Origin of the sequence: Pedobacter sp. L105 (assembly GCF_009765875.1) — a bacterium.
In the GTDB taxonomy this organism is placed as follows: domain Bacteria; phylum Bacteroidota; class Bacteroidia; order Sphingobacteriales; family Sphingobacteriaceae; genus Pedobacter.
In genome coordinates, this window is record NZ_LMUP01000007.1 from 50,665 (window position 1) to 64,440 (window position 13,776).

Consider the following 13,776-nt stretch of genomic DNA (forward strand, 5'->3'; position numbering starts at 1 on the left):
AAAATAAATATTAGTCTACCAAAACTATAGACTAAATAATAAAAACTTAATGTTAACATCATTTAAACTTAACACAGCAAACACCAGCTAAATCAGGCTTTTTATGTCCCATTAGGCTGATATTTGTTTCCTGAAGATTAAATTAACCTTATTTGGTATCCTATTACCATCCTGGATTCTGGCTGAGCTTTCCGTTACTGTTATCAATCTCCTGCTGCGGTATAGGATAGAGATAAAACTTACCTTTTGCCCCCTTGCTTACATTGGTTTTTCCTACCTTCAGTAAGCTGGTTTCCAAAATGCCATTTCCGGCAGCGTCTTTTTCCCTGATCAGGTCAAACCAGCGCTGGTATTCAAAAACCAGTTCCAGTCTTCTTTCCAGGTAAACAGCATCCCTGAAATCGGCCTGGGTTAATCCGGATAGTCCTGTTAATCCCGCACGGGTCCTTACCCTGTTAATTGAAGTATAAGCTTTGCCCGTTGGTCCGTTAAGTTCGTTTTCTGCTTCAGCATGGATCAGCAGAATTTCAGCGAACCTGATGATAGGTACATTCGCCCCCGACTCACTTTCATTGGAAGCCACAGACGGATCATAATATTTATTAAAAAAGGGAATTGAATCATTAGGAATACTGGCGTCATTCAGCTTACCATAGTATAAATTGGTGCTGGGGCTTAAAAAACGGGTTACAAAGCTTCCCCTCTTTCTTTTGTCGTTCGCTGTATAAAGCTTATAAATACTAAAAAACTTATCGGTACCGCCTGGTTTTGTGGCATCAGGAACAGAATAAAACACTACCTGATTGGCATAATTGCCCTGTACTCCCGGTATACCGGTATATACAGACCGGGGAGCTTCATCGTTCCCCTGCCCTCCGGAATTGGATTTAAACTGTGCAGAAAAAATATGCTCTTTACCATTTTCGGAAGCCGGTAAAAAAACATCGGCATAATTGCTGAACAAATCATAACCATAAGGGCCGTTGATCACTGCTTCGGCCTGTGTAACTGCAAGAGCCCATTTTCGTTCAGTAAGGTAAACCTTAGCCAGCAGTGCATTGGCAGCCCCTGCAGTCGCCCTGCCCAGGTCGGCCGCAGCATAACTGTTCGGCAGATCTACCACTGCTGCTGCCAGATCGGCTTCTATCTGCGTATAAACCGCCGCCACAGGAGTCCTGGCTATCTGCTGATCAGACAGATTGATCGAATTCAGGGAATGCAGTACCAGGGGTACATCGCCATACAGGCGCACCAGGTTAAAATAATATAATGCCCTTAAAAACCTGGCTTCTGCCACCAGTCTTTTATTCAGGGTGGCGTCAAAAGTGATATGGGGTATGGTGTCAATAGCAATATTTGCTTTTTTAATGGCGGCATAATGCTGCTGCCATAACTGCAATACGCGCAGTCCGGTAGAGGAATGACCTAATACCGCCTGAGAGCGTACATCCGGATTAGTAGCGCCTGGCCCGGGACCTACATCATCGGCCATAAAATCCATTCCGGTATTAAGCAGTATATTATAGGGGGTCTGCACACCGGTAGAACCTGCGTTTAGCAATGAATAAACTGCATTTACAGCAGCCACTGCATCCGCCTGTGTTTTATAGAACTGATCGGACGGTATAAAAGACCGTGGATTTTCATCCAGTTTGGCGCAGGAAGCTGCAGAAAACGCAATCAGTAGAAGTATGTATATCTTATTCTTTATCAGCATAGTTTTAAAATCAAAAATGAACGTTATAAGGTGATGCCTATTCCGGCAATCAACGATCTGTAATTCGGATAAGCACCATTGTCTACACCCGCACCAATAGCAGATTGCTCATTACTGCTTACCTCCGGATCATAACCTGTATATTTAGTCCAGGTAACCAGGTTTTGAGCATTCAGATAGATCCGGATTTTTTTGAAGGGCGAGCGGGAAAGTACCGACTGAGGGAAAGTATAACCCACACTCAGGCTTTTTAACCTCAGATAAGAACCATCCTCAATAAAGCGGTCGGATATCGTTGCCGCTGGGTCCTGGAAAGCACTGTGTACATCTGTATTGGTATTGGTTGCCGTATAGCGATTCAGTAAAGTGGTAGTGGCATTGGTATAACCCGTTCCCAGTTCCAGTGTAGCCCGCTGGGCATTGTAAATCTTATTGCCATAAGAAGTTTGCAAAAATACACTCAGATCAATATTTTTATAAGTAAAAGTGTTGGTGATTCCGCCCGTAAACTTAGGCTGGGCATTTCCCAGGATTACCCTATCGCCTGCCTGAGTGATTTTCCCGTCATGGTTAATATCCTCATAGGCCTGTCCACCCACAGCGGTATTGGCAGCAGGTGTCAACGCGACAGTACCCGGCTGGATCAACCCATTGGTTTTATAGCCAATAAAAGATCCTATAGGCTCACCTACCCTGATAATGGAAGGGGAAGAAGAGTCTGGTATAAATTGAGTGATCCCATTACCGCCCAAACTCAAAACTTTATTCCTGTTCACGGCGAACACAATGCCTGTATTCCAGGTGAAAGCCCCGGTAAGATTTTTTGTATTTAAATTTAACTCGAACCCTTTATTCTGCACCGACCCAACATTTTCATACTGCTGTGCATTGGTGATGGAAGAATTGGTGATAATGGTTAAGCCGCTGGTAGAAGGTAATGGCACGTAAAGCAGCAGATTGGTTGTTTTCTTGTAATACACATCGGCGGTTAGCGTGATCCTGTCTTTTAATATACCTAAATCGAAACCCAGATCATACTGTGCGGTCTTTTCCCAGGTCAGGTTTGGGTTAGCCAAACTGTTTGGGGCAAAACCAGATACCGTTGCATTCCCAAAATTATAGCGGTAATAACCTAACTGCGAGTATGACTGATAAGCAGGAATATCACTGTTGCCCGTCTGTCCGGCACTAACCCTTAATTTCAACTGACTGATCTGTTCTACATTTTTCAGGAAACTTTCACTCGAAGCATTCCAGGCAAAAGCTGCCGATGGAAAAGAAGCCCATTGGTGACCGGAGGCAAATTTGGAAGATCCATCTGCACGCAAGGTTAAAGTAACCAGGTATTTACTATCAAAACCATAATTAACACGTGCCAGATAAGACTTCAGTGCCCAGCTATTTGAGATGGACGAAGGCGCCGGGGCAAATCCGCTGGCAGAAACAGAAGTGACACTGCCAGAACCCAGGTTATTGTAGCTATCGTAATCACTTACAAATCCTGATGAACCTGTAACTGAACCTTCACCCCTAAACACCTGCTGGGTAAAACCACCCAGGATATTCAGTGAATGACGACCGAATTTTTTGGTATAGGTCAAGGTATTTTCATTCAGCCAGTTGGTAGAATATAGTGCTCCGGTTTCACCCAGGCCATTATATCCTGCACCTTCATACACTGTGGCCGGTAAATACCTGTTTTGTTTATTATCGATAATATCAATGCCTGCCAGTACCCTTGCGGTCAGTTCATTGGTGATCTTATAATCACCCGAAATATTACCCAGCACACGGTTTGTAGTGGTGGTATTGATTTGATTGTACAACGTATTGATCGGGTTGCCATAGGTTCCTTCAAAAATATCTTTGATAAAGAAAGAGCCATTTGCATTGTATACAGGCGTTACCGGTGTCATCAGCAAAATAGCCGGCACTACACCTGCAGGTGCTACCTGTGCGGTGGTATGGCTTCCGGTGATATAAGAAGAAATCTTTAATCGATCATTATAGTCATGTTCTACATTTACCCGACCGGCATAACGCTTAAAATTAGTGTTCTGCAAAATACCATCCTGGTCGAAATAATTTCCTGAAAAAGCCAGCCTTGTTTTGTCTGTTCCAGAAAGAATGGATAAACTATGGTTCTGGGTATTTCCGGTACGGAAAGCTGCATCCTGCCAGTTGGTATCGCTATGATAAGGATTGAGCACTGCATCGGTCTGGGTTGGTTTGCCCGTATTGACCAGTGCATCATTTCTCAGGTCTTCCCATTGCTGGGTATCCAGCAGGGGGATGGTCTTGATGATCTTCTGATCTCCATAACTGCCGTCATAATTGATAGAAGAAACCCCTGCCCTGCCTTTTTTTGTGGTAATAATAATTACGCCGTTGGCACCGCGTGTTCCGTAGATAGCGGTGGCTGATGCATCTTTTAGCACTTCAATACTTTCTATATCCGAAGGATTAATAGAAGCCAGCGGATTGATCTTTGGTCCGTTGGTTACTCCTGCATCGTTCAGTGAATTGCTGTTTGAGGTAGGAAAACCATCAATTACATATAAGGGTTCTGCTACGGCATTAATAGAGTTTACCCCACGGATCTGCACAGTAACGCCTGCTCCGGGCTGTCCTGTGGCCTGGGTTACCTGGATACCAGAAACAGTACCCTGCAAAGCCCTGTCGAGAGACAAAGTGGATTGCTTTAAAGCCAATGCCGGAACTGACGCTACGGAACCGGTGATATCTTTTCGTTTCACCGATCCATAACCTACTACTACCACCTGGTTGAGCTGGCTCTGATCTTTAAGTGCAATCTCCACAGGACTGCCTGTTGCGGTAAACTCCTGCTTTTCATAACCGATAAAACTGACGATCAGTGTATAAGGAAATTTTTGTCCGGTTACAAAACTGAACTTGCCTTCAATATCAGTTTGCACCATATGGGTAGTACCTTCAATACGCACCACAGCACCTGGCAAAGGTTCTTTAGTGGTACCATCAATTACACGGCCTACCAGTTTAGAGTTTATAATTGGCTGTGTTTGCTGGGCAAAAACAGTTAGCATCCGGATAAAAATAAATATAGAAATGAGTATCAGTTTTTTCATATCGCGGGGTTAATTAGAAAGTTTAATCTACCGGACAACTGGTACTGGACTTTGAATTGTTGTACAAGCCGGACATAGGGCAGCCTATAGCCTGTCGCGACTTTCGCAATATTTTGCATAAATTTGAATGAATTAAAATGGCACCTTAGAAACAGCTTCCACACCAATGATATCTGTTTCGTTATTTTAAGAGAGAGGGAAAAGCGATTGCTTTTCCCTTTATTATAAGAATTGTAATCGTAATTGTTTTTTATTCCTCCTTTCTGTTCTTGTTGATGGAATTTAAGCCCCGGCGTTGTAGTTATCTGATCTGTATTGATGGTAAGTTAAAGGATGTGTATCCTGATCTTCTTTAACGGAGTCCTGTACTTTAGGACGGTATAACTGATGGTCCTGTAAAGGCACATCGGCTTTCACCAGCGGGCCATCTGCTGCCAGCTCACTACCTGCTACTTTTGATTTAAAAATGGGCCACAGCAGCTGTGCATACCATTGATCGCCTTCATAGTGAGATATGCCATAAGCTGCCGGATACTGACGGGAGATATGCGCTGTACCAAAAATAACATCCCATAAAAAGAACATATTGCCAAAGTTCCCTTTATAATAACCCACACCGTCATCCGTAGTCGCTGCATGATGTGCATGGTGGGTAGCAGGTGTAGAAATAGTACGTTCCAGTACCCAGGCCAGCGGATGAAGTATTTTATATTGATAAAAAGGTTTGTCCCATGGAATACTGGAATGCGCCAGTGTAGTGATGGTGCCTTTGATGGCCCTGACAGCGATGGCAGGGATACCCAGGCCCAAATAAACCAGGGCGGTTGTTAAATAGGTTTGTGAAAAGAACAAGCTATAAATCAGATTTTGTCTGCTGGCCATCGCCATTCCCATATAGGAAGCAGAATGATGTGTCCTGTGGAAACGCCACAACCATGGCACTTCATGGTGCAGGCGGTGGTACCAGTACTGGGTAAGGTCATCGGCCACGGCAATGATGATAAATCCCCAGAAAAAGGGCACCCAGTCGAAACTGTTTTTTAAATCGGGCAGCAGTGCCGGTAGAACTTTAAGTCCGTAGTAAGCTACTACTGGCCTGATCACCAATCGGGGAATGGTAAAACAGGCAATATCCACCCACTTTTCATTTTTATTCCAGTGGTTTTTATACAATCCAAAGGAGAACTCGAGTATGCCGAGTACGAGTACTAAAACAGAAAAGCCGTAGCCATTCAGGTTTTCTATTACTTTGTTTATCAGTTCAATCATAACGTAAAAGTTTAAGGATTAACAGGTTTGGTTTTTGTGGAAGCCCGGGATACTTTCTGTGGTTCTTTTTTCTTCTCCCAGGGCCGCTGTCCGGTAAAATAAAATGTTCCAAACATCAGTAAAATGGGTAGTGCATAGAGCAGCAGGCTGAGCAGCGCATTTCTTACAATTCTGGCTTGTGTAGCTTCTTCTATTTTCATGAGCGGGTTGCTTTAGGTTGATTAATGGACTGCGGATCCGGTTCATGATGCTCAGAAAGTAACTTCTCGGTAAGCCACAAACCTCCGAAGATGATGATGAAAGGGATAGTGGTGATAATGATACCTACCAAAATCTTTTTCCCCAGCAGGGATACGTCGTTAATGGTCATAAGAGTTTAAAAATTAAATGTAAATTATAGGTCAAGACCAATCATTGCGTTAAAACGCCTGATCAATGGGATGGATGAATATTTGAGGATGGATATCGCCTGAAAGGCAATAAATACTATAAAGAAGGGATCACCTGTTTATAGCTGAATTAACAGCAACAACAACAGTGGATGGCAGGGATAAAATCAGCCGAAAACCGGCGGGAAACAAATGAAGAGGAGACGTTAAATTCGGTATACATTTTTTGTTCTTTAGGACATTTAAATCTGTAATGATCGATAACTGAGGGCAATATACAAATTATTTTAATAAAGTCCACTATTTTGATAGACTTTATTAAAATAAATCTAATTCCGTATCAAACGACCCAAAAACAGCTGTTTATTATACCATAAAACCGCCTTATCATTTCTGACAAAGCGGTTTATCTGAGAGTTGTTAATTTTAATTTACATCAAACCACAGTTTAGTAGTTAACAGATCAGCACCCTGGTGGGCCACTGCTGCTTTGTAATTATCCGGGTTGAGGGATTGTTCAGTTCCAGGGTAAATAAACCTTACAGGGATAACACCATTCAGCGCTCCTGCTGCAGCTGGTTTTAAGATGGGATAATCCAGTCTTCTCCATTCTGCAAAAGCTTCCAGCCCTTCACCAAATAAGGCGATCCATTTTTGATTACCAATAGACTTCTTGTAATTGGCAGCGTCATACTGCACTGCGGGCAGTGCCTGGTAAGTGGCAATATCTGTACTGGATATTCCATACTGCGACAAAGAAGCGGCAACGGCATCATTATAAAGCGTAGCTGCATTTTCTGAGGTAAAACCTCTTGCTGCTGCTTCTGCACGGTCAAACAATACTTCTGCATAACTGATGATCACTGCTGGTGCTGCCGGAGCGGTAAAATAGGTACCAGGTTTAGAGGTCCTGGTTAAACCCAGGGCCGCAGCGTCACCTGTCAGCAGGCCATTTGGAACACCCGTATACAGTTGTGTATCTACGGCTTTATTGGCATATACCGGAAGACGGGGATCATTTAATGCTGCCAGCTGATCAACTATCGTTTTACTGATGCGGTAATCATCCCTGGTATCAAACAGATTACTAATTGGATTTTGATTTGGGGATGCCTGATAAACCAGCTGTGCAGTTTCACTGTTCGAACCGATATAAGCACCGCCTTCGGCTTGTACCGCTGCAATTGTCTGTGCAGCAAGGGTCGGCTCACGGTCGGCAATTCGCAGGGCAACCCTTAAACGTAAGGAATTGGCCAGTTTTTTCCAAGAGGCGATATTATTGCTATAAATAACGTCGCCACCAATCGCTTTACCTGTAGTACTCAAAGCATCCTGTGCAGTTTTCAGATCTGCCAGTACGCCCAGGTAAACATCCCTTTGGTTGTCATATTTCGGCAGCAGATAAGTATCTATGCTTCCGGCCTGTGAATACGGTACATCACCATAGGCATCAGTAAGCAAAGTAAAGATCCAGGATCTTAAAACCAGGGCTACACCTTTGTAATTAGGGTTCGACTGTGCATCTGCCAGTTTAATGATCTGGTTCAGGTTAACGATACCGGTGGCATAACCTATAGACCACAGGTCCTGAAAACTTGCATTGGTCTCGATGTATCTGTCGGGATCGGTATACTGGATCTTCGCCCAGTGCTGCACAAAAAGCAGACTGGAATTCATGTTATTGGTGGTGCCCCAGTACGTATCTGAGGTAGCCTTAATAGCGGCAGTTAGCAGGTAATCAGGTTGTGCGGTTTGGGAAGCATTGGGATTTACATTGCTTTCATCCAGCGATTTCTTGCAGGAAACGGTGCTTAGCAGTAAAACTCCGGATAAGAATATGGATATATAATTGATCTTCATGGGATTAAAATTTAAGGTTAATATTGAAACCGAATGTGCGTACAGTTGGGAGCGCTAAATCTTCCAGTCCTTGCCCGTTACCGGTGTTAAAAGCCGTCTCCGGATCTATATTAGGTACTTCTTTGTGGATGATCAGCAGATTCCTTCCCACCAGGGAAACAGTTGCACTTTGAAGTCCTGAACCTTTTATCCAGCGCTGAGGCAAATTGTAACCCAATTTCACCTCTCTCAGTTTCACATAAGTAGCATTGTAAACAAAGGCTTCATCGGCATTGTAAATTCCTTTGTAATACTCCTGGGCAGGAATAATTGTGCTGTTTGCGGTACCATCTGCCAATACGCCTTTAAAGATCATTCCGTCATCATAAACTGTTGCCCCGCCCGGAGCAGTTGCACCGGCAGCTATTTTTACCGCTTTGTTGGCACTGCTGTTTCCAGGATAATAATAACTTATACCTCCATTTTCAGTTCCGCGGCCCGGAAGGGTTGTTTTTAACACCCCCGTATAAGTTCCTGTTTCGTTGGTACCAGAGAAGATCTTACCACCTACGTGTGCATCTACCAATACGCTCAGGTTAAACCTTTTATAGGTAAAACTGTTGGTGATGCCCCCTATCCAGTCGGGTGTATATTTTCCCAGTACTTTTTTAGATGCACTGATAGACGGTGTTCCGTCTGCACTGACAATAATATTTCCGGAAGCATCCCTGGCATAGGCGGTTCCGAAAATTGTACCATAAGACTGTCCCACAGAAGCCAGTACCTGAACTGTTCCGTCAGTACCCAGTACATAACTCTGAATATTTCCATACAGCGATTTCACCCTGCTTTTATTCGATGAAAAATTGGTGTTGATATCCCAGGTAAAATCTTTTGTTTTAATCGGGGTGATACCTAATTGTGTTTCCAGTCCTTTGTTATTGATCGTACCGCCATTCACTAACTTCTGGCTATAACCAGTAGACGTGCTGACATCCAGGTTTAAGATCTGGTTGATACTATTGGTATTGTATACACTGAAATCAAACCTCACCCTGTTTTTAAAAAGGCCCAGTTCAAAACCTGCTTCAGTAGAATTGGTAGTTTCAGGTTTCAGATTGGCGTTGAGGTCTACAGCATTTGAATATTGTTGTGGATTGCCGTTAAATGGTGCGATAAATCCGTAGGTATTGATCAGCTGGTAAGGTGTAGCATCTTTACCAACTTTAGACCAGCCGCCTCGCAGTTTTGCAAAGCTTAACACATCACTTTTGATATCAAATAATTCTGAAAGGATTAAACTTCCGTTAACAGAAGGGTAAAAATAAGAGCGGTTTGCCGCGGGCAAAGTAGACGACCAATCGTTCCGGGCAGTCAGGTTTAAATAAGCATAATTCCTGAAACCCAATTGTGCAGAGCTAAACGTACTGTAAACTTTTTGCTTGGTATAAATATTAGAAGAGATCAAGGGATCCCTTGAATTGCTCAGCGTATATAAACCATTTACAGCCAGTTTAGGGGCCTTCTGATCATTGTCTTCAAACGTGGTGGTACGAATATTTCCACCCAGTAATACATCCAGATTAAAATCACTGTTCAGCTTTTTCGTATAGTCCAGTCTTCCTTCTGTATTGTTTTCATTGAAGGTATAGGTATCCTCCTCATAAGAACCATAAGGTGTTCCATTAGTTCCGTAAGCAATTCTGATCTTCCTGCGGTCGGTATAATTATCATTACCCGTTCTGAAATTTGCAGATAAACCATCAATGATCTTATAGTTTAATTCCACATTACCAATCAGACGGTCGCGCACCTGCCCTACCGTATTTTCATAGGCCATGAAGTAAGGGTTACTGTAATAATTATTATTCCAGTTGATCACACTTCCGTCGGCAGCGGTATAATTCCTTAACTGCGGAATATCTACCTGTCTGCCCGACCAGATAAACTGCAACATGGTACTGCTTGCCCTTTTGCCACCGGAACCCGGCAGGTTATCCGCACTGCTGTTTACATAGTTGGCAAAAGCATTTAGCGTTAGTTTAGGCGTTATTTTATAACTTGAACTAAACAGGAAAGAGTTTTTTGATTGCGATGAATTAGGGATCACACCTTTCTGATCGAGATTATTGTAAGACAGGCGGTAATCAAACTTATCTGTTGCACCAGCAAACGAAATCCCATTATTCAAGGTGCGCCCCGTATTAAAGAAATCGCGCACGTTATCCGGATGTGCAACAAAAGGTACAGCTACCCCATTGGAATAATATTGTGGGATCAATTGTCCGTTGAGGCGTGGTCCCCAGCTTTCATCTACCCCATCATTTACCCCACCACCTTTACCATCTACATAACTGAACTGGCCATTAGAACCCTGGCCATAGGAGTTTTGATAATCAGGCAAAACGAGCAGGGTAGAAAAAGTAGTATTTGAATTTACGCTGATCCCTAAACCTTTAACATTTTTACCTTTTTTAGTCGTGATCAGCACCACACCCGCTGCTGCGCGGGAGCCGTAAAGTGCCGCTGCATTGGGCCCTTTTAATACACTGATAGATTCTATATCTTCAGAATTGATATCGGAAATGGTATTGGCAAAATCCCTTGATCCGGCGGTACCGAGATTTTGTGTATTGTCCACAGGTACACCGTCGATCACAAATAAGGGTTGGTTATTTCCCGAAATAGAGGTCTCTCCCCGAATAATAATTCTTGAAGAGCCCATATCGCCCTGGCTGCTGGTTACCTGTACACCGGCAACTTTACCGGTCAATGCGTTTACCAGATTAACCTCCTTGGCTTCTGAAATATCTGCCGATTTCAATTCCTGAACGGCATAACCCAGGGACTTTTTTTCTTTTGTAATGTTTAAGGCAGTAACCACCACTTCATCCAGCGCATTCTGTGCTTCGTCCAGGCTGATATTCAGCGTAGAAGTTTCACCTGATACTTTGATTTCCTGTGTGGTATAACCAATAAAAACTACCCTTAGTATATCATCGGTTTTCGCGTTTAAACTAAACCTCCCATCGGTGTTGGTCTGGGCGCCAATAGTTGAACCTTTAATGGAGATACTTACTCCGGGAATAGGCTTTCCGCTGGACTTTTCGGTGACCACACCGGCTACTTTTATGGTTTGCGCAGTAGCGGACTGCAGGATAAAAAGGGACAAGAGTAGCCCTAGTATAGGTTTGTACAATTTTAACATAGTGATTGGGTTAATTACCCGTTTGCTCATAGTAAACCCACAGGCCCGTATTGATTGCTCAATGGCAGCAAGCCTGGAACTCAACATGAATGAGTAATAGTGAAAATTTTAATTAATTTTTTCCGGTACGGAGGGGATTGTTATTTACAACACCAGCAACTCATCGCAGAACTGATTAAACTGTTCATTTTCTGAGGTGGGGCGTTGAAATAACTCGTGTCTGATTGCGTAAATTTTAATTCCATTAATTGCTCTTTAATTGGTGGTTTATAAATCAATTATTAGTTCTGATTATACTTCTTTAAGAAGTTAATACCGATACAGAAATCCTGAAGAAATAAATGACAATTGATACACTGGTGAGCGAATCTATCACTTATCTTTCCGCTATTGCGGATAGGAGTTAGCACCTTTTACCGTTGGTTGTACAGGTTGCTAAGACTTCAAAGGGCCTTTCCCTCAGTCTTTCTGGATAAGTAGAAAATCAATGAACGTTTAATTGTTCTGCAAATATATATAAATATTCTATGGATTTAGTAGTATTAATAAATAAAAATCATATCTCTTTATAAATCAGCTTATTTAAGATAAGAAACAACTATAAATATTGATTACAACAGCATAGAGCCCTTCTTTTGAAATTATAAATCGTCAAAATATATATCTTTACACATGAATTTTTCCGATCAGTTTCCCGTACTTGACAGCTACACCTATCTTAATACCGCCAGTTCCGGAATTTTATTCCATTCTGCAGCCGATTGGCGCCGGAAACACGACCTTGAATTTATGGCAGCAGGAAGTATATTCAGGCTTAACCAGGCCCAATTCCTGGATGAAGTAAGACATAACCTTTCCCGCTTTTTTCATGCAAAACCTGAAAACACTTTTTTAGTTCCAAACTTCTCTTTTGGATTTAATACATTCCTGGATGGTTTACCCGGAGAACATCGTTTTCTGCTGCTCCATGAAGAATATCCTTCCATTAATTACCCTGTACAAAACAGGGGATTTATTTGCGATTATGCAGTGATAGATGAAAAACTGGAAGAAAATATTCTGGAAAAAATAAAGCTTTTTAAACCTACCGTACTTGCTTTGAGCATGGTTCAATATATTAGTGGCATCCAGATCAGCTTTGAATTTTTAAAACAACTTAAACGTCAGTTTCCGGAGTTGCTCATTGTTGCAGACGGAACCCAATTTTGTGGCACTTCAGACTTTAACTTTGAAGCTTCGGGCCTGGATGTGTTCATTGCCAGTGGTTATAAATGGATGATGGGCGGATATTTAAATGGCTTTTTGTTCCTGAAAGATGAAGTTGCAAAACTTTTATATACCGGAAACCAGCAAAGTGAACGCACATCAGCATCTTTTCTACCTTATAAAAATTTGTTATCCTCTTGTTTTGAACCCGGACACCTGGATACTTTATCTTTTGGCACGCTGAACCAGGGTGTGTTGTTAATGGAAAAACTCGGAATCAAATTTATTGAAAATCAGGTTCAAATGCTGAGTAAACATGCAAAAGCAGCCTTTGCTGAACGTGGTTTACTTGATCAGGCGGTTGTGCAGAGAACAATGCATAGCGGTATATTTAATTTATCTATTGATGATAAAACCTACCAAAAACTTCAGGAAGAAAATATCATTTGCTCTGCCCGTGGTAAGGGTATCAGAGTGTCTTTCCATTTTTATAATACAGTAGCTGAACTGGAAAGATTATTAGAGGTAATTGATAGCTGTGTTTAAATAGATTACGATCCTCTCATATAGATATTAAACTCTTTTCTACATAAGGTAAATAATGTGGTTTAATTCCTTTTCTTGCTACCAGATCAACCTTCATGTCAAAGGCATCTTCTAATTCATGAAATAAGGTGAAAAATTTCATTCCAATACTTCCGTTAAAGTCATTCAGGATATCTATCTCGCTATCTATTCTATTATCTCCACGTGCATAATAACCAAATAATGCCAATTCGCTGATCGAATACTTTGTTGGAGTAAATTTACTTTAGTCTTTTTTTCTAAATTATTTATTATTCCAAAATATAAAATGCTAATACGTTTTAAATCTGATCAAAAGGATAAAATTAAAATTTAATACTGCATTAAGTTCGTATTTATCTATTTTTAATCAAAAAAAACGAATAATCAGTATTATATTTGTTATTATTGAGCAATTAAACGAGGAAAAATTAGCCGGTAAAAGTGTTTTTTAGGTGTTTATTTTTCGATCTATAA

The 13,776-nt window shown here is 41.8% G+C and carries 9 protein-coding genes and 1 riboswitch; of the genes, 1 reads left to right on the plus strand and 8 read right to left on the minus strand.

Annotated elements, in window-relative coordinates; all coding sequences use genetic code 11:
- Nucleotides 1–163: 163 nt before the first annotated feature.
- From GSQ84_RS14020 to GSQ84_RS14045, 7 genes are all read right to left on the minus strand, one after another.
- Nucleotides 164–1,717: a RagB/SusD family nutrient uptake outer membrane protein gene (locus tag GSQ84_RS14020; protein ID WP_216848923.1), complete on the minus strand. Its 1,554-nt coding sequence runs from the start codon at nt 1,715–1,717 to the stop codon at nt 164–166.
- 23 nt (nt 1,718–1,740) lie between these two features.
- The gene (locus GSQ84_RS14025) at nt 1,741–4,824 is read right to left on the minus strand and encodes a TonB-dependent receptor (RefSeq protein WP_158797908.1); all 3,084 of its coding nucleotides are present in this window, start codon (nt 4,822–4,824) and stop codon (nt 1,741–1,743) included.
- A gap of 282 nt (nt 4,825–5,106) precedes the next feature.
- The gene (locus GSQ84_RS14030; RefSeq protein WP_158797909.1) at nt 5,107–6,093 is read right to left on the minus strand and encodes a sterol desaturase family protein; all 987 of its coding nucleotides are present in this window, start codon (nt 6,091–6,093) and stop codon (nt 5,107–5,109) included.
- Nucleotides 6,094–6,104: 11 nt separating this feature from the next.
- On the minus strand, nt 6,105–6,293 hold the full coding sequence (locus GSQ84_RS14035) for a hypothetical protein (RefSeq protein ID WP_158797910.1): 189 nt from the start codon (nt 6,291–6,293) through the stop codon (nt 6,105–6,107).
- Entirely contained in the window at nt 6,290–6,463 is a 174-nt protein-coding gene (locus GSQ84_RS27810; RefSeq protein ID WP_174238661.1) for a hypothetical protein, read from the minus strand. Before GSQ84_RS27810 ends, GSQ84_RS14035 begins: the two co-directional genes overlap by 4 nt.
- Before the next feature lie 445 nt (nt 6,464–6,908).
- A complete protein-coding gene (locus tag GSQ84_RS14040; RefSeq protein WP_158797911.1) occupies nt 6,909–8,342 on the minus strand; it encodes a SusD/RagB family nutrient-binding outer membrane lipoprotein in 1,434 nt (477 codons plus the stop codon).
- Nucleotides 8,343–8,346: 4 nt separating this feature from the next.
- On the minus strand, nt 8,347–11,529 hold the full coding sequence (locus GSQ84_RS14045) for a SusC/RagA family TonB-linked outer membrane protein (RefSeq protein WP_158797912.1): 3,183 nt from the start codon (nt 11,527–11,529) through the stop codon (nt 8,347–8,349).
- A 373-nt stretch (nt 11,530–11,902) separates the two neighbouring features.
- Nucleotides 11,903–12,008, minus strand: a riboswitch (SAM riboswitch).
- A 193-nt stretch (nt 12,009–12,201) separates the two neighbouring features.
- On the opposite strand from GSQ84_RS14045, the gene GSQ84_RS14050 reads away from it, so the two are divergent.
- Nucleotides 12,202–13,281, plus strand: a complete 1,080-nt coding sequence (locus tag GSQ84_RS14050; RefSeq protein WP_158797913.1) for an aminotransferase class V-fold PLP-dependent enzyme — start codon at nt 12,202–12,204, stop codon at nt 13,279–13,281.
- A 16-nt stretch (nt 13,282–13,297) separates the two neighbouring features.
- Here the strand turns inward: GSQ84_RS14050 and GSQ84_RS14055 are convergent, their stop codons facing one another.
- A complete protein-coding gene (locus GSQ84_RS14055) occupies nt 13,298–13,510 on the minus strand; it encodes a nucleotidyltransferase domain-containing protein (protein WP_254070866.1) in 213 nt (70 codons plus the stop codon).
- Nucleotides 13,511–13,776 lie beyond the last annotated feature (266 nt).

Bases quoted from the DNA above. Each gene is read 5' to 3' on its own strand.
- GSQ84_RS14025 (WP_158797908.1), bottom strand. From the start codon at position 4,824: ATGAAAAAACTGATACTCATTTCTATATTTATTTTTATCCGGATGCTA.
- GSQ84_RS27810 (WP_174238661.1), bottom strand. From the start codon at position 6,463: ATGACCATTAACGACGTATCCCTGCTGGGGAAAAAGATTTTGGTAGGT.
- GSQ84_RS14035 (WP_158797910.1), bottom strand. From the start codon at position 6,293: ATGAAAATAGAAGAAGCTACACAAGCCAGAATTGTAAGAAATGCGCTG.
- GSQ84_RS14045 (WP_158797912.1), bottom strand. From the start codon at position 11,529: ATGTTAAAATTGTACAAACCTATACTAGGGCTACTCTTGTCCCTTTTT.
- GSQ84_RS14040 (WP_158797911.1), bottom strand. From the start codon at position 8,342: ATGAAGATCAATTATATATCCATATTCTTATCCGGAGTTTTACTGCTA.
- GSQ84_RS14050 (WP_158797913.1), top strand. From the start codon at position 12,202: ATGAATTTTTCCGATCAGTTTCCCGTACTTGACAGCTACACCTATCTT.
- GSQ84_RS14020 (WP_216848923.1), bottom strand. From the start codon at position 1,717: ATGCTGATAAAGAATAAGATATACATACTTCTACTGATTGCGTTTTCT.
- GSQ84_RS14030 (WP_158797909.1), bottom strand. From the start codon at position 6,093: ATGATTGAACTGATAAACAAAGTAATAGAAAACCTGAATGGCTACGGC.